At 58.0% G+C, this 19,641-nt stretch carries 19 protein-coding genes; 10 read left to right on the top strand and 9 right to left on the bottom strand.

The features are described from left to right. Nucleotides 1-430: 430 nt before the first annotated feature. Entirely contained in the window at nucleotides 431-1,630 is a 1,200-nt protein-coding gene (tyrS, locus tag CKW20_RS09550; RefSeq protein WP_095052698.1) for a tyrosine--tRNA ligase, read from the bottom strand. A 210-nt stretch (nucleotides 1,631-1,840) separates the two neighbouring features. Between tyrS and CKW20_RS09545 the strand changes: the two genes are divergently transcribed. Both CKW20_RS09545 and CKW20_RS09540 read left to right on the top strand, forming a co-directional pair. Further along, complete coding sequence (locus CKW20_RS09545; RefSeq protein ID WP_095052697.1) at nucleotides 1,841-3,271, top strand: peptidoglycan DD-metalloendopeptidase family protein; 1,431 nt, start codon at nucleotides 1,841-1,843, stop codon at nucleotides 3,269-3,271. 3 nt (nucleotides 3,272-3,274) lie between these two features. Next, nucleotides 3,275-4,366 carry an anhydro-N-acetylmuramic acid kinase gene (locus CKW20_RS09540; protein WP_095052696.1) on the top strand — a complete coding sequence of 364 codons (1,092 nt, stop codon included), beginning with the start codon at nucleotides 3,275-3,277 and terminating at the stop codon, nucleotides 4,364-4,366. Between the two features lie 73 nt (nucleotides 4,367-4,439). Here CKW20_RS09540 and erpA read toward each other — a convergent pair whose 3' ends face one another. Both erpA and argC read right to left on the bottom strand, forming a co-directional pair. Then, a complete protein-coding gene (erpA, locus tag CKW20_RS09535; RefSeq protein WP_007906865.1) occupies nucleotides 4,440-4,790 on the bottom strand; it encodes an iron-sulfur cluster insertion protein ErpA in 351 nt (116 codons plus the stop codon). Nucleotides 4,791-4,958: 168 nt separating this feature from the next. Further along, nucleotides 4,959-5,993: an N-acetyl-gamma-glutamyl-phosphate reductase gene (argC, locus tag CKW20_RS09530; RefSeq protein ID WP_048397847.1), complete on the bottom strand. Its 1,035-nt coding sequence runs from the start codon at nucleotides 5,991-5,993 to the stop codon at nucleotides 4,959-4,961. A 134-nt stretch (nucleotides 5,994-6,127) separates the two neighbouring features. On the opposite strand from argC, the gene hemJ reads away from it, so the two are divergent. From hemJ to coq7, 6 genes are all read left to right on the top strand, one after another. Next, nucleotides 6,128-6,559: a protoporphyrinogen oxidase HemJ gene (gene hemJ / locus CKW20_RS09525; RefSeq protein WP_095052695.1), complete on the top strand. Its 432-nt coding sequence runs from the start codon at nucleotides 6,128-6,130 to the stop codon at nucleotides 6,557-6,559. Nucleotides 6,560-6,592: 33 nt separating this feature from the next. Next, nucleotides 6,593-7,561 (top strand): nitronate monooxygenase family protein, encoded by a 969-nt coding sequence (locus tag CKW20_RS09520; protein WP_095052694.1) that lies wholly within the window; start codon nucleotides 6,593-6,595, stop codon nucleotides 7,559-7,561. A gap of 93 nt (nucleotides 7,562-7,654) precedes the next feature. Next, nucleotides 7,655-8,632: a DUF805 domain-containing protein gene (locus CKW20_RS09515; protein WP_095052693.1), complete on the top strand. Its 978-nt coding sequence runs from the start codon at nucleotides 7,655-7,657 to the stop codon at nucleotides 8,630-8,632. Nucleotides 8,633-8,694: 62 nt separating this feature from the next. After that, the gene (locus CKW20_RS09510; protein WP_095052692.1) at nucleotides 8,695-9,483 is read left to right on the top strand and encodes an SDR family oxidoreductase; all 789 of its coding nucleotides are present in this window, start codon (nucleotides 8,695-8,697) and stop codon (nucleotides 9,481-9,483) included. An 81-nt stretch (nucleotides 9,484-9,564) separates the two neighbouring features. Then, nucleotides 9,565-9,903, top strand: a complete 339-nt coding sequence (locus CKW20_RS09505; protein WP_008147240.1) for a histidine triad nucleotide-binding protein — start codon at nucleotides 9,565-9,567, stop codon at nucleotides 9,901-9,903. Nucleotides 9,904-10,088: 185 nt separating this feature from the next. Then, entirely contained in the window at nucleotides 10,089-10,736 is a 648-nt protein-coding gene (gene coq7, locus CKW20_RS09500) for a 2-polyprenyl-3-methyl-6-methoxy-1,4-benzoquinone monooxygenase (protein WP_008008345.1), read from the top strand. 165 nt (nucleotides 10,737-10,901) lie between these two features. On the opposite strand, the gene CKW20_RS09495 is transcribed toward coq7, so the two are convergent. Next, nucleotides 10,902-11,324 (bottom strand): OsmC family protein, encoded by a 423-nt coding sequence (locus CKW20_RS09495; RefSeq protein WP_030130026.1) that lies wholly within the window; start codon nucleotides 11,322-11,324, stop codon nucleotides 10,902-10,904. Nucleotides 11,325-11,571: 247 nt separating this feature from the next. Between CKW20_RS09495 and crp the strand changes: the two genes are divergently transcribed. Beyond that, the gene (gene crp / locus CKW20_RS09490; protein WP_095052691.1) at nucleotides 11,572-12,216 is read left to right on the top strand and encodes a cAMP-activated global transcriptional regulator CRP; all 645 of its coding nucleotides are present in this window, start codon (nucleotides 11,572-11,574) and stop codon (nucleotides 12,214-12,216) included. Between the two features lie 10 nt (nucleotides 12,217-12,226). Here crp and CKW20_RS09485 read toward each other — a convergent pair whose 3' ends face one another. From CKW20_RS09485 to CKW20_RS09470, 4 genes are all read right to left on the bottom strand, one after another. After that, entirely contained in the window at nucleotides 12,227-12,928 is a 702-nt protein-coding gene (locus tag CKW20_RS09485; protein WP_095052690.1) for a lipoate--protein ligase family protein, read from the bottom strand. A gap of 145 nt (nucleotides 12,929-13,073) precedes the next feature. After that, nucleotides 13,074-13,910 (bottom strand): indole-3-glycerol phosphate synthase TrpC, encoded by an 837-nt coding sequence (trpC, locus tag CKW20_RS09480; protein WP_095052689.1) that lies wholly within the window; start codon nucleotides 13,908-13,910, stop codon nucleotides 13,074-13,076. Further along, entirely contained in the window at nucleotides 13,907-14,956 is a 1,050-nt protein-coding gene (gene trpD / locus CKW20_RS09475; protein WP_007906883.1) for an anthranilate phosphoribosyltransferase, read from the bottom strand. Before trpD ends, trpC begins: the two co-directional genes overlap by 4 nt. A gap of 9 nt (nucleotides 14,957-14,965) precedes the next feature. After that, on the bottom strand, nucleotides 14,966-15,559 hold the full coding sequence (locus CKW20_RS09470) for an aminodeoxychorismate/anthranilate synthase component II (RefSeq protein ID WP_019650349.1): 594 nt from the start codon (nucleotides 15,557-15,559) through the stop codon (nucleotides 14,966-14,968). 408 nt (nucleotides 15,560-15,967) lie between these two features. On the opposite strand from CKW20_RS09470, the gene estP reads away from it, so the two are divergent. Further along, nucleotides 15,968-17,875, top strand: a complete 1,908-nt coding sequence (estP, locus tag CKW20_RS09465) for an esterase EstP (RefSeq protein WP_095052688.1) — start codon at nucleotides 15,968-15,970, stop codon at nucleotides 17,873-17,875. Between the two features lie 262 nt (nucleotides 17,876-18,137). Here the strand turns inward: estP and trpE are convergent, their stop codons facing one another. Further along, nucleotides 18,138-19,619, bottom strand: a complete 1,482-nt coding sequence (trpE, locus tag CKW20_RS09460; protein ID WP_095052687.1) for an anthranilate synthase component I — start codon at nucleotides 19,617-19,619, stop codon at nucleotides 18,138-18,140. Nucleotides 19,620-19,641: the final 22 nt, after the last annotated feature.

The raw sequence follows: 19,641 nt of genomic DNA, 5'->3' as shown, positions 1-19,641 counted from the left end.
GCACCCACACGAATTGCTTGATTCAGTTGTTAAAGAGCGGTTGGTTAAGATCTTTCGTCTCAACCGAGGCGCGCATTCTACAGCAGCCTCTGTTGCTGTCAAGCGGTTATTTTCAGAAGTTTTCAAGGTTTTCCTTAACAACTTCAACCACTTGCGCTTCCGATCTCTCGTTAGCGGGAGGCGAATTCTACAGCGTTACTCGCTGCTGTCAACACCTCTTTTTCTCCGCTTTCGACCGAGAAGACCGAACCGTCAAAAGAGCCAAACATCACCGCTCCTTCAACTCCTTCTGGCTTCGATGAACTGAAGCGTAACCGCTGCCGAAAACTGCGTAACTCTTTGTTTACCAAGGAGTTTTCCGTTTCGACTGCGCCGGAAGTGGGGCGAATTATAGACGTCCAGAATCTGCCGTCAACCCCTGTTTTCAGCTTTATTCGGATTTGAGCGTAATACGCGCAAATGCCTTCTTCCCGGCCTGGCAAACATGGGTCGCGCCCACTACGTATATAAAGGTGCGATCGACAACCTCACCATCTATACGCACACCACCAGAAGCGAGAAGATCGCGCGCCATAGCGGAGTTCTTCACCAGGCCCGCTTTATTAAGGACAGCAGCAATCGGCATATCTTCGGCAGCAGTCAATTCGATCTCTGGCAGATCATCTGGCAGCTCACCGTCTTTCATACGGTTGCCCGCCGCACGGTGAGCATTGGCCGCAGCCTCTTCTCCATGGAAGCGCGCAACGATCTCTTCCGCCAGCTTGATCTTGATGTCACGCGGATTCGCACCCGCCTCAACCTCTGCCCGGAATGTATTGATCTCTTCCATGGAGCGGAAGCTGAGCAGTTCGAAGTAACGCCACATCAGCACATCCGGAATAGAAACCAGCTTGCCGTACATGACACCCGGCGCTTCCTGGATACCGACGTAGTTGCCCAGCGACTTGGACATCTTCTTCACGCCATCCAGGCCTTCGAGCAATGGCATAGTCAGAATACATTGAGCCTCCTGACCATAACCACGCTGCAGTTCGCGCCCCATCAACAAGTTGAACTTCTGATCGGTACCGCCCAGCTCGACATCCGCGCGCAACGCGACCGAGTCATAACCCTGAACCAGCGGATAGAGGAACTCGTGAATAGCGATTGGCTGATTGGTCGTGTAGCGCTTGTCGAAGTCGTCACGCTCAAGCATGCGAGCCACGGTGTATTGCGAAGTCAGGCGAATGAAGTCAGCTGGCCCCATCTGATCCATCCAGGTGGAGTTGAACGCCACTTCGGTCCTGGCCGGATCAAGAATCTTGAAGACCTGAGTCTTGTAGGTCTCGGCATTCTCGAGAACCTGCTCACGGGTGAGCGGAGGACGTGTCGCGCTCTTGCCACTCGGATCACCGATCATCCCGGTGAAGTCCCCTATAAGGAAGATCACCTGGTGCCCCAGATCCTGGAATTGACGCAGCTTATTAATAAGCACGGTGTGACCCAGGTGCAAATCCGGCGCGGTCGGATCGAAGCCTGCCTTAATACGCAGCGGTTGGCCACGCTTGAGTTTCTCGATCAGCTCGGACTCGACCAACAGTTCTTCTGCACCACGTTTGATCAGCGCTAGCTGCTCTTCAACCGACTTCATAACAGACCCGCAAGGCTCAGATTCAAAGGGGAACAACCATACAAGATCGCGCACCAAATACAAGTTTTGCCCGGCGCACGGACGCCAATCCACGGACAGAGCGCTCGCAGACTTGCTTCAGAGATGATTTGGTTATATTTTATACAGTTATTTCGTCTTCATCATGTCATTCATCTTTTCCAATTCATCTTTTCAAAGTCAAAACTACTTATGACCACAGAACCGTCTAAAGCGCCGCCGCTTTACCCGAAGACCCACCTGCTCGCAGCAAGTGGCATCGCCGCCCTTCTCAGCCTGGCGCTTCTGGTATTCCCTTCCAGTGATGTTGAAGCCAAAAAGACGACCCTGAGTCTTGAACTGGAAAGCCCTGCAGAACAACTGACACAAGACCAAGACGCCGCCGACGTCGTCCAAGCCACAAATGAGCCGGCTGCCTCCCCCTTCGCGCAGATCGAAAACAGCGCCGAAGACACTCAGCAAGCAGCCCAGGACACCGCCCAGCCCGCCCCTGCGCCAGCCGTCGAAGAAAAGAAAGCGCCAGGCCATAAGGAAGTGATCGTTGCCAAAGGCGACACTCTCTCGACCTTGTTCGAGAAAGTCGGCCTTCCGGCCACTTCGGTGCATGAAGTACTGGCCAGCGACAAGCAGGCCAAGCAATTCAGCCAACTCAAACATGGCCAGAAGCTTGAGTTCGAACTGAGCCCGGATGGCCAACTGACCAATTTGCACAGCAAAGTCAGCGACACGGAAAGCATCAGCCTGACCAAGAACGACAAGGGTTTTGTTTTCAACCGCATTACCGCCAAGCCCACTGTCCGCTCCGCCTACGTTCATGGCGTGATCAACAGTTCGCTGTCGCAATCCGCCGCCCGAGCCGGTTTGTCCCACAGCCTGACCATGGATATGGCCAGTGTGTTTGGCTATGACGTCGACTTCGCCCAGGATATTCGCCAAGGTGACGAGTTCGATGTGATCTATGAACAGAAGGTCGTCAATGGCAAAGCGGTCGGCAACGGCCCGATCCTCTCCGCACGCTTCACCAACCGCGGCAAGACTTATACCGCGGTGCGCTACACCAACAAACAAGGCAACAGCAGCTACTACACGGCTGACGGCAACAGCATGCGCAAGGCGTTTATCCGGACCCCGGTAGACTTCGCCCGCATCAGTTCGAAATTCTCCATGGGCCGCAAGCACCCGATCCTGAACAAGATCCGTGCCCACAAGGGTGTCGATTACGCCGCCCCACGCGGTACGCCGATCAAGGCTGCCGGTGACGGCAAAGTATTGTTGGCGGGTCGTCGCGGCGGTTACGGCAACACCGTGATTATCCAGCACGGTAATACCTACCGCACGCTGTATGGTCATATGCAGGGCTTCGCCAAAGGCGTCAAGACTGGCGGCAGCGTCAAGCAAGGTCAGGTGATCGGTTACATCGGCACCACCGGTCTCTCCACCGGCCCGCACTTGCACTACGAGTTCCAGGTCAATGGCGTGCACGTCGACCCGCTGGGCCAGAAAGTAGCGATGGCCGATCCGATCTCCAAAGCTGAACGCTCACGCTTCCTCGCGCAAAGCCAACCGCTGATGGCGCGCATGGATCAAGAGAAAACCACCCAGTTGGCTTCGAGTAAACGCTAAGCCATGGCGCTCTATATAGGTGTGATGTCCGGGACCAGCCTTGATGGCCTGGACATTGCGTTGATCGAGCAAACCCCGGCGATCAAGCTGATCGCCACCCATTACATCCCTATGCCTGATTCCCTGCGCGCCGAGCTGCTTGGCTTGTGCGCCAGCGGCCCGGATGAGATTGCCCGCTCCGCCATTGCCCAGCAGAACTGGGTGAACCTGGCCGCACAGGGCATTCACACCCTCCTCGACCAACAAAACCTTAAGCCTGACGACATTCGCGCGATTGGCAGCCACGGCCAAACCATTCGCCACGAGCCGGCGCGCGGGTTCACAGTGCAAATCGGCAACCCTGCCTTGCTCACCGAGCTGACCGGCATCACCGTAGTCAGCGATTTCCGCAGCCGCGATGTAGCCGCTGGCGGACAAGGCGCGCCACTGGTTCCAGCCTTTCATGAAGCCCTGTTTGAAGAACGGCCTGGCAACCGCGCGGTATTGAATGTCGGCGGGTTCAGTAACCTCAGCCTGATCGAACCCGGCAAGCCTGTTGCCGGGTTTGACTGCGGTCCAGGGAATGTCCTGCTGGATGCATGGATTCACCAGCAACGCGGCGACAACTTTGATCGTAACGGCCATTGGGCTGCCAGCGGCAAAGTTGAACCTGTTCTGTTGAACGAGCTGCTCAGTGATCCGTTCTTTGTGACTCAAGGCCCGAAAAGCACCGGCCGCGAAGTATTCAATCTCCCATGGCTGATGCAGCATCTGTCGCAGCTACCGACCTTCGCTGCCGAAGACGTACAGGCTACGCTGCTTGAGCTGACGGCGCTGACCATTGTCGAGTCATTGCAAAGCGCCCAATCGGATACTGAGGAGCTGCTTGTCTGTGGTGGCGGCGCGCACAACGCCACGTTGATGAAGCGCTTGGCCAGCCTGTTGCCGAACGCGAAAGTCAGCAGCACCGCTGCGTATGGTGTAGACCCGGACTGGGTCGAAGCCATGGCTTTCGCCTGGCTGGCCCATTGCTGCCTAGAAGGTATCGCGGCCAACCGCCCGAGTGTCACCGGTGCCCGCGGCCTACGCGTACTCGGCGCCATCTACCCCGCCTGAGCCTAAACCCCAGACAGCAAAACGCCGCAGAGTCCTGAGACCCTGCGGCGTTTGGTAATGCGGTGAGGTGCGATCAGATCGAAAACGAGGAGCCGCAGCCACACGTGGTGGTAGCGTTCGGGTTCTTGATCACGAAACGCGAACCTTCCAGACCTTCCTGGTAATCCACTTCGGCACCTGCCAGGTACTGGAAGCTCATCGGATCGACCACCAGGCTGACGCCTTCGCGCTCGACGATGGTGTCGTCATCGGCCACTTCTTCATCGAAGGTGAAGCCGTACTGAAACCCCGAACAACCGCCGCCCGTAACGAATACGCGCAGCTTCAAGCGATCATTCCCCTCTTCATCGACCAGGCTCTTCACCTTGTGCGCGGCACCGTGGGTGAATTGCAAAGCCGTGGGGGTGAAGGATTCGACGCTCATGCTGACTATCTCCCGGCGTTACGCCGCCATAATGCGTGATGACGCGCATTATCCGCTTCTCCCAGAAAATCGGTCAACTATTGTTACGGTATATCAATCAACCCAATTGCCAAACCACAATGCAAAAAGGCCCGTTCGACGGGCCTTTTTGCTGAGCGGGATAAAGCCTTACGGCAGCATGCCGGCATGGGACAGGCCCAGACGCTCATCCAGACCGAACAGGATATTCAGGTTCTGCACCGCCTGACCCGACGCACCTTTGACCAGGTTGTCGATCACCGACAATACCACCACCAGATCACCATCCTGCGGACGATGGACGGCAATACGGCAAACGTTGGCACCGCGCACGCTGCGGGTTTCCGGATGGCTGCCGGCAGGCATTACATCGACGAACGGTTCGTTGGCATAGCGCTTTTCGAACAACGCTTGCAGATCCACCGAGCGATCCACGACAGTCGCATAGAGCGTCGAGTGAATACCGCGAATCATCGGTGTCAGGTGCGGAACGAAGGTCAGCCCCACGTCCTTGCCCGCTGCACGACGCAGGCCCTGGCGGATTTCCGGCAAGTGACGGTGTCCTTTGACGGCGTAAGCCTTCATGCTTTCCGACGTCTCGGCGTACAACGAACCTACAGAAGCGCCACGACCGGCGCCACTGACGCCGGATTTGCAGTCTGCGATCAAACGAGTGGTATCTGCCAGACCGGCTTCAAGCAATGGCAGAAAACCCAATTGCGTAGCAGTCGGGTAGCAACCGGGCACAGCAATCAGGCGCGCTTGTTTGATTTGCTCGCGATTGACTTCCGGCAAGCCGTAGACCGCCTCCTCCAACAGCTCCGGCGCGCCGTGCGGCTGACCGTACCATTTGGCCCACTCATCGGCGTCTTGCAGACGGAAGTCTGCCGACAGGTCGATGACCTTGGTCCCGGCAGCCAGCAACTCCCCCGCCAGGGCATGGGCGACGCCGTGCGGCGTGGCGAAGAACACCACGTCGCAGGCCCCGAGGGTCTTGATGTCCGGAACACTGAACGCCAGGCCGTCGTAATGGCCTCGCAGGTTCGGGTACATATCGGCCACGGCCAGGCCGGCCTCGGATCGGGAAGTGATCACTACCACTTCAGCTTGCGGATGCTGCGCCAACAGACGCAGCAGTTCGACACCGGTGTAACCCGTGCCGCCGACGATACCGACCTTGACCATAAACCTGCCCTCAACGAACCCACTGGAAAGCCGTCGATAATAGGGCGCGCGCGGCCCTGCGACAACCGCCAAGGTGACGTGCGGACGCTCAAACCTCTACTATCCGGCTACCGTGAATTGGGGAATACCTGAAAATGCTTTATCTGTGGCTCAAAGCGCTTCATATCGTCAGCATGGTCTGCTGGTTTGCCGGCCTGTTTTATCTGCCGCGCCTGTTCGTCTATCACGCCCAAAGCGAAGACACCGTCAGCAAGGAACGCTTCAGTATCATGGAGCGCAAGCTATACCGGGGCATCATGGGCCCGGCGATGATCGCCACCCTGGTGTTCGGCATCTGGCTGATCAGCCTCAACCCAAGCGCCTACTTCACCCAAGGTGCATGGATGCATGCCAAATTGACCCTTGTGGTAATCCTGATCGGCTATCACCACATGTGTGGCGCACAGGTAAAACGTTTTGCCCGTGGCGAAAACACCCGCAGCCATGTCTTTTATCGCTGGTTCAATGAGGTGCCGGTTCTGCTATTGCTGGCTATCGTAATTCTGGTCGTCGTTCGGCCGTTTTAATCCAACAAGTGCAATTCACCCGGGGTACTTCCAATGTCGCTGCCCGCTTTGCTCGAACAACGCTTGCATCTGCCCGTGGTGGTGGCGCCGATGTTCCTGATTTCCAACCCTGAACTAGTGCTCGCTTGCTGCCGTAATGGCGTGGTGGGCAGCTTTCCTGCGCTGAACCAGCGTGAGAGCAGCGGTTTCAAGGCCTGGCTGGAAGAGATCGAAGCAGGGCTGGCGATACTGGAAAACCCCGCGCCTTACGCGGTGAATCTGATTGTCCACAACAGCAATCCGCGATTGCAGGCGGATCTGGCGATCTGCATCGAGCACAAAGTGCCGATCGTAATCACCAGCCTCGGTGCCGTGAGGGAACTGGTCGACGCGGTGCATGGTTACGGAGGCCTGGTATTTCATGACGTGACGACGCGTCGTCATGCGGAAAAAGCGGCTGAAGCCGGCGTGGACGGTTTGATCGCCGTGGCTGCGGGCGCCGGTGGTCACGCCGGGACCTGGAGTCCGTTTTCGCTGATCGCGGAGATTCGCCAGTTTTTCGACAAGACTCTGCTGCTGGCCGGCTGCCTGAACCATGGCCATGAGATTCTTGCCGCTCAATTGCTCGGCGCGGATTTGGCCTACTTCGGTACGCGATTTATCGGTACCACTGAAAGTCATGCGCCTGACGCGTATAAGGAGATGCTCCTGACTTCCAGAGCCGCAGACATCGTCCATACTCCAGCGGTGTCGGGAGTACCGGCAAGCTTCATGCGCCGGAGCCTGGAGGCCGCCGGTTTCGACATGGCAGCCCTGCAAGGCAAGGGCGAGGTGAACTTCGGTTCCAAGCTCAAACCGTTGAGCGATGAAGCCAAAGCCTGGAAAACCGTATGGTCCGCAGGCCAGGGCGTCGGAGAGATCGAGGACCTGCCGAGTGTCGATCAATTGGTCGCACGTCTCGATGCCGAATACCGCAAGGCGCTGGAACTGGCGGCGGCGTTGCCCAAGCGCTGGCCGCGCTGACAGGAAAACTTGGCCAGCCCAACCCGGCCACCCCTACACTCCAAACTTGCAATAACGTCTATTACAAACTCTCGCGACAAGGATGCCTCGGCCATGAGCGAAAACCGTTTCAAGATCGTCTTCGAAGGGGCTCTGTTGCCAGGTATTGACGCCATCACCGCGAAGCTCAATCTCGCCGAGCTGTTCAAAAGCGATGTCGCGGCCATCGAACGCCTGTTCAGTGGACGCAAGGTTGCGCTCAAACGCGATCTGTCACACGCCGATGCGCAGACTTACCTTCAGGCGCTGACGAAAACCGGCATCGATGCGCGAATCGAAACCGAACCCTCCATTGAACTGAACCTGTCCGACGTTCACGAACACGCTCCTGCCAACAATCAACCTGTCATCGCAGACCCCGATTCTCCCTATGCACCGCCCCGAGCCTCTGTCGGCGAAGCATTGCCGGAGTTTTCTGCACTCAAGGCATTCAGTTTCGTTGGTCGCATCGGTCGCTTGCGCTTTTTGGCCTGGACGATGGCGCTTACGCTGGTGACGCTTGGCGTTGGCGCCGTGCTGGCAATTTTCGGTTTCGCACTCATCAGCACGGACTCGACTGCTGGTTTGATTCTCGCTGGTCTGCTGGCCTTTATCCTGGTCGTGGTGCTTGCCTTCATCAGCATCCAGTTCAGTGTGCAGCGCCTGCACGATATCGGCTGGTCCGGCTGGCTCTGGCTGCTGAACCTTGTGCCGATCGTAGGAAGTGTTTTTCCGTTCGTGATAATGATCATGCCGGGTAACAACACTGCCAACCGGTATGGCGCACCACCGCCGCCCAACAGCAACGCGGTCAGGGTGCTGGCTTCGCTATGGCTGGTATTTATCGCACTCATGTTTGTCGGCGGGCTGACTGGAGGCCTCACCGCGATCCAGGATGAGTACGAAAGCGCCACCGAGAGCACCTATCAAAGCAGCGCGGTGATCACCGACGAAGTTGAAGTGGAGCCGGCCGAAGAGGCCGAACAAGCGCCAAATTCATCCGATGATGCAGCCGAAGCTGCCGAGCCCACTGTAGACTCTGCGAAAGAATGAACAGCGCTCCCCGCCCGTGACACCCGCGTCGCCGGCGCGGAGCTGTTGCGATGGAGAACTGCATGACCCGTTACGCTCTGATCACTGGCGCTTCCAGCGGCATCGGCCTGGCGATGGCCGAAGCGCTGGCCCGGCGCGGCCGCAGCCTGATTCTGTTGGCCCGACAGCGTGATCAGCTGGAAAGTATTGCGATTGAACTGACTCAACGTTTTGGTGTGGAAGTGCTGTTTCGCGCCTGTGACCTGGGCGAGCCGCTGAGGCTGTCCGGTTTTTTGCTGGAGCTGGAGGAAGGCGACCGGCAGATCGATTTGCTGGTCAACTGTGCCGGCATCGGCACTTGCGGACCGTTCCTGGCCCAGGACTGGATGACCGAACAGGACCTGATCGAAGTGAACATCCTGGCCCTCACTCGTTTGTGTCATGCCATCGGCAACAGCATGGCCTTGCAGGGCGGCGGGCAGATTCTGAACGTCGCCTCGGTCGCGGCATTCCATCCCGGGCCATGGATGAGCACCTACTACGCCAGCAAGGCTTACGTACTGCATTTTTCCGAAGGTTTACGCGTCGAGCTGAAGAAATGCGCGGTCAAGGTGTCGGTGCTCTGCCCCGGCCCGACACGCACGGCGTTTTTTCGCACTGCGCAACTGGACACCGACAAACTGGTCGAGAGCAAACTGCTGATGAGCCCAGAAGAGGTCGCGCTCTATACCGTGCGCGCCCTGGAGAAAAATCGCGCCATTATTATCCCCGGTCGCCTGAATCGCTGGTTCGCGTTCCTGCCGCGGCTCGGCTCACGCTGGTTGACCCGGACAATCGCGGGCATGGTCAACAAAGCCTATTGCCCGCGCTGATCAATCCTCAAGGCAAAAGACTGGGCTCTGACATAACCCATGGTTACACTCAGGCCAGCCCAAACAACGGAGAAAACAGCTGTGGATACTCTGTTCACCAAGATCATCAACCGGGAAATCCCGGCGAAGATCATTTACGAGGACGACCAGGTACTGGCCTTCCACGACATCGCGCCACAGGCACCGGTGCATTTTCTGGTGATCCCGAAAAAAGCGGTGCGCACGCTTAACGACCTGACCGAGGACGACAAGGCATTGGCTGGGCATATTCTGTTCACTGCCCAGCGTCTGGCCTTGGAACTGGGTTGCGAAGAGGGCTTCCGCGTGGTCATGAATTGCAATCCACTAGGTGGGCAGACCGTCTATCACATACATATGCATGTATTGGGTCAGCGCCAGATGCACTGGCCGCCGGGCTGATCCACCATCCTACCCCTGTAGGAGCGAGGCTTGCCCGCGAAGGCGTCCTCAAGTGCGCCAAAAGCTTCGCGGGCAAGCCTCGCTCCTACAAGATTGGTGTCGCTCCCACCGGAAATGACTCGGCGCAAACCCTCCCCCGGCCGATTGGGTTAAACTGGCCGCCGAGATTCTTCCCGGAGGTCAGCATGACTACCCAACGTCACTACTCGCCGATTGACCGTCTTCTGCTGCAAGCCGATGCCGCGATGCGTACTTTGTTGCCCTTCAGTGGTCAGCCCTACCGTCCGTCGCCTGCCATCGTGCAGCCGGATGCGCAAATGAGCGACGAGGACACCCGACACGTCGCCGGTTTGATGCGCATCAACCATACCGGCGAAGTCTGCGCCCAGGCGCTGTATCAAGGTCAGGCCCTGACCGCCAAGCTGCCGAAAGTGCGCGCCGCCATGGAGCACGCCGCCGAAGAAGAAATCGACCATCTGGTCTGGTGCGAACAACGCATTCATCAGTTGGGCAGCCATACCAGCATCCTCAATCCGCTGTTCTACGGCATGTCATTCGGGATTGGCGCGGTCGCCGGGCTGATCAGCGACAAAGTCAGCCTGGGTTTCGTTGCTGCCACCGAGCATCAGGTCTGCAAACACCTGAACGAACACCTTGAGCAATTGCCTGCCGAGGACGAAAAATCCCGGGCGATTCTTGAGCAGATGCGCATCGATGAAGAGCATCATGCTGAAAGTGCGCTGGATGCGGGTGGATTTCGTTTTCCGGCGCCGGTGAAGTTCGGGATGAGTTTGTTGGCCAAGGTGATGACCAAGAGTACTTATCGGATCTGAGGATCAGGTTGTTAAATAGGGTCTTCGCGGGTAAGTCGGATCGCCGCACCGCTCGCTCCTGCAAGGGTTCTGTATTCCAACAAATAAAAAAGGCGACTACCGCAAGGTAGTCGCCTTTTTTGTACTCAGAAATCTTAGCTCGGCATGTTGCGCGCGAATGTCGATTCAACCGAGTTCGATGATTTCGTAGTCGTGGGTAATCACCACGCCGGCCGCGCCGAGCATGATAGAGGCCGAGCAATACTTCTCGGCCGACAGCTCGATGGCGCGCTTGACCTGGGCTTCTTTCAGACCTCGGCCTTTGACCACGAAGTGCATATGGATCTTGGTGAAAACCTTCGGATCTTCGGTCGCACGCTCGGCTTCGAGGAAGGCTTCGCAGCTTTCGACGGCCTGACGGGATTTCTTGAGGATGCTAACCACATCGAAATTGCTGCAACCGCCAACACCCAGCAGGAGCATTTCCATCGGCCGGACACCCAGGTTACGACCGCCGGCATCGGGCGGACCGTCCATGACTACGACATGACCGCTGCCGGATTCACCGAGGAACATGGCTTCGCCAGCCCATTGGATGCGTGCCTTCATCGCCAAGACTCCACTGTATAAAAAAGGGTCGCCAGCTTAGCACGAGCCCTTGATTGGCAGCGCTTCGCTTTCCTAGGACATAAGCATCTGCGCCTGTAGGTAAATTCTCGAATCTTCTAAGAATGCGTCTGTTAAGCTGACGTCAATTCGATGGCGCATAGCCAGCTTTGTAGCGAATAAAAGATCGCAGGCTTCGCCAGCTCCTACAAAAAACAAACACACCGTGCAGTCTTTTCGGGATACAACCATGGTTGCTATTGCCCCCACTCCCAAAATCAAGAATCTCGACAAGCTGTTGATGCACTGTCAGCGCCGTCGCTATGCCGCCAAGAGCAACATCATTTGTGCCGGTGACCGCTCGGACACGCTGTTCTTCATCATCAAAGGTTCGGTGACCATCCTGATTGAGGATGACGACGGCCGCGAAATGATCATTGCCTACCTCAACTCCGGCGATTTCTTCGGCGAGCTGGGTCTGTTTGAGCAGGCCGGCCTGGAGCAGGAACGCAGCGCTTGGGTGCGCGCCAAAGTCGAATGCGAAGTCGCGGAAATCAGCTACGCGAAATTCCGCGAGCTGTCCCAGCAGGATCCAGAGATTCTTTACGTACTCAGCGGACAAATCGCACAACGCCTGCGCAATACCACGCGCAAAGTCGGCGACCTGGCGTTTTTCGATGTGACCGGTCGCGTTGCGCGCTGTCTGCTGGAGCTGTGCAAACAGCCGGATGCAATGACCCACCCCGACGGCATGCAGATCAAGGTAACCCGTCAGGAAATCGGCCGGATTGTCGGTTGTTCCCGTGAGATGGTCGGCCGCGTGCTCAAGGATCTGGAAGAGCGCAACCTGGTCGACGTCAAAGGCAAGACCATGGTGGTCTTCGGTACGCGTTAAGTTCGAAAACTCAAGCCCCGAGCATCTGCGCCAGCATCTGTCGATACAGTTGATCGAGACGAGTCAGGGCATCCGGCGCCGCAAACTTTTCATGCAGAGCGATGTGGCTTTCGGCGCGAACCCGCTGCTCCAGGCCACAGGCTTCATTGAAGCGATTGACCGCCGCGACCATCGACTCTCGCTCGTTATCGATCAACATCGCCCCGTGTACCAGGCCGACCGGACGCTGACCGCCCTTACTCTGGCGCCAACGCTGAGCGGTGCCGACCATCTTTCGACCATCGAGGTTGACGTTGAAACGACCATCGCAGAACGCACCCTCGATTTCGCCCAAGGATGAAGTGCCGCCCAGCTCATCCAGTAACTGACAGATCGGATCGCACAGGCGCCGGTAGCCGGTTTCGATGCGGTTCAGATCGCCTTCGCTGCGCGGTGGGGCATAAACCAGTGCGATGTTGATCGTCGAGGCCGATTGCGGCACTGGCTCGCCGCCGGTTTCGCGCAGCAGTACTGGCCAGCCGGCGGCAGCGGATATTTCGCACGCCGCCTCGAACTGCGGCAGACGATTCAAGCGACGGGGCATGACCAACGCGCGGTCCGTGGGTTGCCAGAACAGCAGACCGAATTCCGAATCACCGGCGCACACATGGGCCAACAGATCCTGTTCGGCGAGCAGGCCGGCTTCGATGGTCAGAGGGGTTGGTGAGGTCATAAGGTATTCCATTGGACATGAAGTCTGTGGTGCTACTTATGCCGCCATCGCGAGCAGGCTCGCTCCCACATCGGATCTCTGATGTCAGTAGATCTCTTGTGGGAGCGAGCCTGCTCGCGATGGGGTCGACTCGGTCTGCGTGTAATCAGTCGAGCGTAGAACCGCTCACTGGAATACCGCGCTCGGGAAAGAACAGGCGCTGCAGTTCGGTACCCGGGCTTTCGGCGCGCATGAACGCTTCGCCAACCAGGAACGCATATACATCGCTGATTTCCATCAGCTCGACATCGGCCCGGTTTAGGATGCCACTCTCGGTGATCACCAGACGATCACGCGGAATACGCGGTAACAGGTCGAGGGTGGTTTCCAGATTGACCTCGAAGGTGTGCAGATTGCGGTTGTTCACGCCCACCAGCGGCGTGTCGAGGGTTTTCAAGGCCCGCTCCAACTCGTCGCCGTCGTGGACTTCCACCAGCACATCGAGACCGACGCTTTTCGCCACGGCCGCCAACTCGGCCATTTTCACATCGTCCAGTGCGGAGACGATCAACAGCACGCAGTCAGCGCCCAGGGCACGGGATTCGACGATCTGGTACGGATCGATCATGAAGTCCTTGCGGATCACCGGCAATTGGCACGCCGCCCGGGCCTGTTGCAGATAAGCGTCCGCTCCCTGGAAGTAGTCGATATCGGTGAGCACCGACAGGCAAGTCGCCCCGCCCTTTTCGTAACTCCTGGCAATGTCCGCAGGAACGAAGTTCTCGCGAATCACGCCTTTGCTTGGCGAAGCCTTCTTGATTTCAGCAATGACCGCCGGCTGTTTTGTCTTGGCCTGATCGATCAATGCCTTGGCAAAACCACGGGGGGCATCGGCCGCCTTGGCCAGATTTTCCAGCTCCGCCAGACTCACACGAGCGCGACGCTCGGCAACTTCCTGAACTTTGCGGGCCAGAATATTTTCCAGAACCGTCGGTACACTCATCCCTCATTCTCCACTTTGAATACCGCGGTAAATGCACCCAACTCCTCAAGTTTTTCCCGAGCGAGGCCTGTGTGCAGCGCATCGTGCGCCAGGGCAACGCCTTCTTTCAAACTGCTGGCATGGTCGGCGGCGTACAGCGCGGCACCGGCATTAAGCACGATCATCTCGGCGGCTTTCTGGCCGTTCTCAGTCTTGCGCTTGCCCAAGGCATCGCGAATCAGCTCCAGGGAGGCCGCCGGGCTTTCCACCGCCAGACCGTGTAGGCTTTGACTCTTCATCCCCAAGTCTTCAGGTTCGACCCAATACTCGGTGATCTGATCATTCTTCAGCTCAGCCACAAAGGTCGGCGCCGCCAGACTGAACTCGTCAAGGCCATCCTTCGAATGCACCACCAGCACGTGTTTGCTGCCCAGGCGTTGCAAAACTTCCGCCAATGGCCGGCACAACGCCTGACTGAACACACCCACCACTTGATGTTTCACACCGGCCGGATTCGTAAGCGGACCGAGCATGTTGAACAAGGTGCGCAAGCCCAGCTCGCGGCGCGGGCCAGCGGCGTGCTTCATGGCGCTGTGGTGGGTCTGGGCAAACATGAAACCAATGCCGACGTTGTCGATGCAGCGCGCTACTTGAACCGGCGTCAGGTTCAGGTAGATACCCGCGGCTTCCAGCAAGTCGGCGCTGCCGCTTTTTCCCGACACTGCACGGTTACCGTGCTTGGCCACGGTGCAACCGGCCGCCGCGACCACGAACGAGGAGGCGGTCGAAACGTTGAAGATATTCGCACCATCACCGCCGGTACCGACCACATCGACCACGCCGTCGAGGGTGTTGAGTTCGACCTTGTCCGCCAACTCGCGCATTGCCGTCACGGCACCGACGATCTCATCGATGCTTTCGCTCTTCATGCGCATGGCCATCATGAACGCGCCGATCTGCGCATCCGTGCATTGCCCGGTCATGATTTCGCGCATGACATCGCGCATCTCATCGGTACTGAGGTCGAGGTGGCCGACGATACGGCTCAGGGCTGTCTTGATATCCATGGAAAGTCCTTAGCGCGTGCCGCCGGTTTGTTTGAGGAAGTTGGCGAACAGCTCGTGACCCTGTTCGGTGAGGATAGACTCAGGGTGAAATTGCACACCCTCGATGTTCAGCGTCTTGTGGCGCAGGCCCATGATCTCGTCGACCGAGCCGTCTTCGAGCTGGGTCCAGGCAGTCAGTTCGAGGCAATCGGGCAGTGTTTCGCGCTTGACGATCAGTGAATGGTAGCGGGTGACCGTCAGCGGGCGATTCAGGCCTTCGAATACGCCCTTGTCCTCGTGAAATACCGGACTAGTCTTACCGTGCATGACTTGACGGGCACGGACCACATCACCACCAAAGGCCTGGCCGATGGACTGGTGACCCAGGCAAACGCCGAGAATCGGCAATTTGCCTGCGAAGTGCTTGATCGCCTCAATGGAAATACCGGCTTCGGTCGGGGTGCAAGGACCGGGAGACACGACAATGCGCTCAGGCTTGAGAGCTTCGATTTCGGCAATAGTGAGTTCATCGTTGCGCACGACTTTGACCTCGGAGCCCAGCTCGCCGAGGTATTGCACAACGTTGTAAGTAAAAGAGTCGTAGTTATCGATCATCAGCAACATGGCATTAAGAACCTCTTGAATTCACTGACTTTTAATACGGCCTTCAATGATTTACCCGCAGTGCGCTGCGCTTTGACAGGTGCTGGAGTGGCGCCAGCAAAGCGGCATTTCATACAGGTAAAGAAGGCAAAACGGTACAGGTCCGGCCAGGCCGGCAGAAAAGATTCAGGCGCGCCAACGCCAACGGGCGTGTGCCTTGATGACTTGATCCAGGAGTTTGCTGACGATCAACACGGGGAAGGTCTCATTCATACGTCTCGGCACAGTAACTTAGCTGGGCGGAGCGTGCAATATGGCCGGGGCGACAGCTCGCGAAACAAGCGCAGGGTTCGCGATAGATGGCAAAGGGCCGGAAGTTTTTGGTACTGTCGTTTCGCTTACAACAACAATAAATAAACGGACTTGCTCATGATCAAACAGACGTTGTTTGTACCGCTCGCCGGATGCCTGCTCGCTGCTGCCTGTTCTCAGGCGATTGCCGCGCCCAACCCTTATTCGAATTTCGTCGTCTTCGGCGACAGCCTCAACGATGCCGGGCAGTTTACCGACACGGGTGGCCCTGCCGGCGCGACACAGCGTTTTACCAACCGGACCGGGCCGGTCTATCTGGATGGCAGTGGTGAATTACGCTCATTGAACTCCACGCAATTGTTGGGTGGTCGCCTCGGGTTTTCGCCTGACCAGACCGCCGCCTCGACTTCGGCCGTGCGCGCGAATGAAGGACTGGTGGATGGCAACAACTGGGCCGTCGGTGGTTACCGTACCGACCAGATTCTGGACTCCATCACCACCGAATCCGCCACGGGCGAACGCAGCCGCGCGGGGTATCTGCCAACGAACAACTTCCGCGCCGATCCGAATGCGCTGTATTACATTTCCGGGGGCGGCAACGACTTCCTTCAGGGCCTCGTACTCAATACCACCCAGGCCAACGCCGCGGCTGATCGCCTGGCCGACAGTGTGCAGACACTGCAAACCGCGGGCGCCAAATATATTGTGGTCTGGCTGCTGCCGGACCTGGGCCTGGCGCCAGCCGTTAACGGCAGTCCGTTGCAGACAACGATTTCGCAACTGAGTACGGACTTCAACCAGCAGTTGGTGACCCGACTCGCCGGGATCAATGCCGAAATCATCCCGCTGAACATTCCACTGCTGTTGCAGGAAACCTTCGCCGACCCGGCGCGCTTCGACCTCGCCATCGGTCAGAACCTGACGGCTACCTGCTTCAGCGGCAACGGTTGCACGGAAAACGCCGTGTATGGCATCAACAGTGCAACCCCGGACCCGAGCAAACTGATCTACAACGACTCGGTTCACCCCACTGAAGCCGGGCAAAAACTGATAGCCGATTACGCCTATTCCTTGCTGGCGGCACCTTGGGAACTGACGTTGCTGCCGGAAATGGCCCACGCCACCTTACGCGCTCATCAGGATGAACTGCGTAGCCAGTGGCAATCCGACTGGGAGAACTGGCAAGCCGTCGGCCAATGGCGCGCGATTATCGCCGGCGGTGGTCAGCATCTGGATATCGACAACCAAAGCAGCGCCGTCAGTGCCGATGGCAGCGGCTACAACCTGAATATCGGCGGTAGCTATCGTCTCAATGAAGCCTGGCGCGTCGGTGTGGCAGCAGGCTTCTATCGCCAGAACCTGGACGCCGGTAGTAACGATTCGGACTACAAACTCAATAGCTATCTGGCGACCGCTTTCGCCCAGTTCCAGCAGAATCGCTGGTGGGCCGATGCCGCGTTGACCGGTGGCAAACTGGATTACGACAATCTCGAACGCAAATTCGACCTGGGTGTCAGTGAAGGCGCGGAAAAGGGTGATACCGATGGCTATCTCTGGGCCTTCAGCACTCGCCTTGGCTATGACATTGCTCAACCGGGCAGCGAATGGCACCTGTCACCGTTCATCAGCGCCGATTACGCCAAAGTGGAAGTCGACGGCTACTCGGAAAACAGCAACCGCTCCACGGCGCTGACTTTTGATGATCAGACCCGAGACTCGAAACGCCTGGGTGTCGGCTTGCAAGGCAAATACAACTTCACCCCTCAGACCCAGGTGTTTGGGGAATATGCCCACGAACGTGAGTACGAAGATGACGTTCAGAAGGTAAATATCGCCCTCAACAGCCTGCCAGCGAACGACTTCACGCTGGAAGGTTATACGCCGCAGAGTCACTTGAACCGCGTGAGTCTAGGGGTCAGCCATAAATTGACCGCCGACTTGGCGTTGCGTGGTGGTTACACATTCCGCAAGGATGATGACTTTACCCAGCAGGGCATCAATGTTGGGGTGACGTTGGATTTCTGACCCTGCGCAGGCGGTTTGTGTAGGAGCTGGCGCAGGTACAAGATCAAAAGATCGCAGCCTTCGGCAGCTCCTACACGGGAATGCAGGCACAAAAAACGCGCCGCCCTTACAGGCGCCGCGTTTTTTTATGGTGAATGCTTTCTGTGGCGAGCGAGCTTGCTCGCGCTCGGCTGCGCAGCAGTCGTCAGAAGGCCTGCTTCGCAGGCCAGCGGGAGCAAGCTCCCTCGCCACAAAAGCCCGCCCCCACAGGTATTGCGTGAACTCAGGTGTCTGGCGTCTGCTCGGCAAGGGCCACGGCGCGGAACATGGCGCGGCGCTTGTTCAGGGTTTCTTCCCATTCCAGCGCCGGCACCGAGTCGGCAACGATGCCGCCACCGGCCTGTACGTGCAGTTCGCCGTTCTTGATCACCGCGGTGCGAATCGCAATCGCGGTGTCCATGTTGCCGTTCCAGGCAAAGTAACCGACCGCACCGCCGTAGACACCACGCTTGACCGGTTCCAGCTCGTCGATGATTTCCATCGCACGAATCTTCGGCGCGCCAGACAAGGTGCCTGCCGGCAGGATCGCCCGCAGCGCATCCATGGCCGTCAGCCCAGCCTTCAATTGACCGGTGACGTTGGACACGATGTGCATCACGTTGGAATAACGCTCGATAACCATCTTCTCGGTGAGTTTCACCGAACCGATCTCCGAAACGCGACCGGTGTCGTTGCGACCCAGATCGATCAGCATCAAGTGCTCAGCGATTTCCTTGTCGTCCGACAGCAGGTCTTTTTCCAGCGCCACGTCAGCTTCTTCATTGGCGCCTCGCGGACGGGTGCCGGCAATCGGGCGCACGGTGATCAGGTTGTCTTCGACCCGCACCAGCACTTCCGGCGAACTGCCGACAACGTGGAAGTCGCCGAAGTTGAAGAAATACATGTAAGGCGTCGGGTTGAAGCAGCGCAGCGCCCGGTACAGGTCGATAGGCGCAGCCTTGAAGTCGATCGACATACGCTGGGACGGCACAACCTGCATGCAGTCACCGGCCAAGATGTATTCCTTGATGGTGTCGACGGCTTTTTCGTAATCGTTCTGGGTGAAGCTCGAACGGAACACCGGATCAGCCGATTGCTGCTTGCTGAAGTCCAGGCCACGGCGCGGAGTGATTGGCTGACGCAGTTGTTCCAGCAGTGCTTGCAGGCGCGCCTGACCTTGCTCGAAAGCGTCTTCCTGCGACGGATCAGCCAGGACGATCGCGTGCATTTTGCCGGCGAGGTTATCGAACACCACTACCGCGTCGGACACCATCAGCAGAATGTCTGGTACGCCCAGTGGATCCGGGTTCGGGCATTTGCCCAGACGCTTCTCCACATAACGCACGCAGTCATAACCGAAGTAGCCCACCAGACCACCATTGAAGCGCGGCAGACCGGCGATGGTCGGCACGTTGTAGCGCGCCTTGAAGGCTTCGACGAAGGCCAGCGGGTCTTCAACATCGTGGTTTTCGATCTCGACGCCGTCGTGGGTCACGCTGACGTGATGATCGTGAACCCGCAGCACGGTGCGGCACGGCAGGCCGATGATCGAATAACGGCCCCATTTCTCGCCGCCCTGCACCGACTCCAGCAGATAAGAGTTCGGCTCGTCGGCCAGCTTCAGGTAGATCGACAGCGGCGTGTCGAAGTCGGCCAGGGTTTCGCAGGCCAGGGGGATGCGGTTGTAGCCGGCAGCGGCCAAACGCAGGAATTCTTCGCGGATCATGAGGTGCCTCGTGGCTTGAGGG

It is taken from the genome of Pseudomonas sp. Irchel s3b2 (genome assembly GCF_900187445.1).
Taxonomy (GTDB): Bacteria; Pseudomonadota; Gammaproteobacteria; order Pseudomonadales; family Pseudomonadaceae; genus Aquipseudomonas.
Note: the sequence above shows the minus strand (reverse complement) of the source record. Positions and strands in the feature narration are given on the sequence as shown.

Coding starts and splice junctions, on each gene's coding strand:
- CKW20_RS09520 (WP_095052694.1), top strand. CDS start 6,593: ATGTCGCTGCCCGCTTTGCTCGAACAACGCTTGCATCTGCCCGTGGTG.
- CKW20_RS09470 (WP_019650349.1), bottom strand. CDS start 15,559: ATGTTGCTGATGATCGATAACTACGACTCTTTTACTTACAACGTTGTG.
- CKW20_RS09485 (WP_095052690.1), bottom strand. CDS start 12,928: ATGACCTCACCAACCCCTCTGACCATCGAAGCCGGCCTGCTCGCCGAA.
- trpC (WP_095052689.1), bottom strand. CDS start 13,910: ATGAGTGTACCGACGGTTCTGGAAAATATTCTGGCCCGCAAAGTTCAG.
- CKW20_RS09540 (WP_095052696.1), top strand. CDS start 3,275: ATGGCGCTCTATATAGGTGTGATGTCCGGGACCAGCCTTGATGGCCTG.
- CKW20_RS09495 (WP_030130026.1), bottom strand. CDS start 11,324: ATGAAGGCACGCATCCAATGGGCTGGCGAAGCCATGTTCCTCGGTGAA.
- hemJ (WP_095052695.1), top strand. CDS start 6,128: ATGCTTTATCTGTGGCTCAAAGCGCTTCATATCGTCAGCATGGTCTGC.
- CKW20_RS09510 (WP_095052692.1), top strand. CDS start 8,695: ATGACCCGTTACGCTCTGATCACTGGCGCTTCCAGCGGCATCGGCCTG.
- estP (WP_095052688.1), top strand. CDS start 15,968: ATGATCAAACAGACGTTGTTTGTACCGCTCGCCGGATGCCTGCTCGCT.
- tyrS (WP_095052698.1), bottom strand. CDS start 1,630: ATGAAGTCGGTTGAAGAGCAGCTAGCGCTGATCAAACGTGGTGCAGAA.
- argC (WP_048397847.1), bottom strand. CDS start 5,993: ATGGTCAAGGTCGGTATCGTCGGCGGCACGGGTTACACCGGTGTCGAA.
- CKW20_RS09515 (WP_095052693.1), top strand. CDS start 7,655: ATGAGCGAAAACCGTTTCAAGATCGTCTTCGAAGGGGCTCTGTTGCCA.
- trpE (WP_095052687.1), bottom strand. CDS start 19,619: ATGATCCGCGAAGAATTCCTGCGTTTGGCCGCTGCCGGCTACAACCGC.
- trpD (WP_007906883.1), bottom strand. CDS start 14,956: ATGGATATCAAGACAGCCCTGAGCCGTATCGTCGGCCACCTCGACCTC.
- coq7 (WP_008008345.1), top strand. CDS start 10,089: ATGACTACCCAACGTCACTACTCGCCGATTGACCGTCTTCTGCTGCAA.
- crp (WP_095052691.1), top strand. CDS start 11,572: ATGGTTGCTATTGCCCCCACTCCCAAAATCAAGAATCTCGACAAGCTG.
- erpA (WP_007906865.1), bottom strand. CDS start 4,790: ATGAGCGTCGAATCCTTCACCCCCACGGCTTTGCAATTCACCCACGGT.
- CKW20_RS09545 (WP_095052697.1), top strand. CDS start 1,841: ATGACCACAGAACCGTCTAAAGCGCCGCCGCTTTACCCGAAGACCCAC.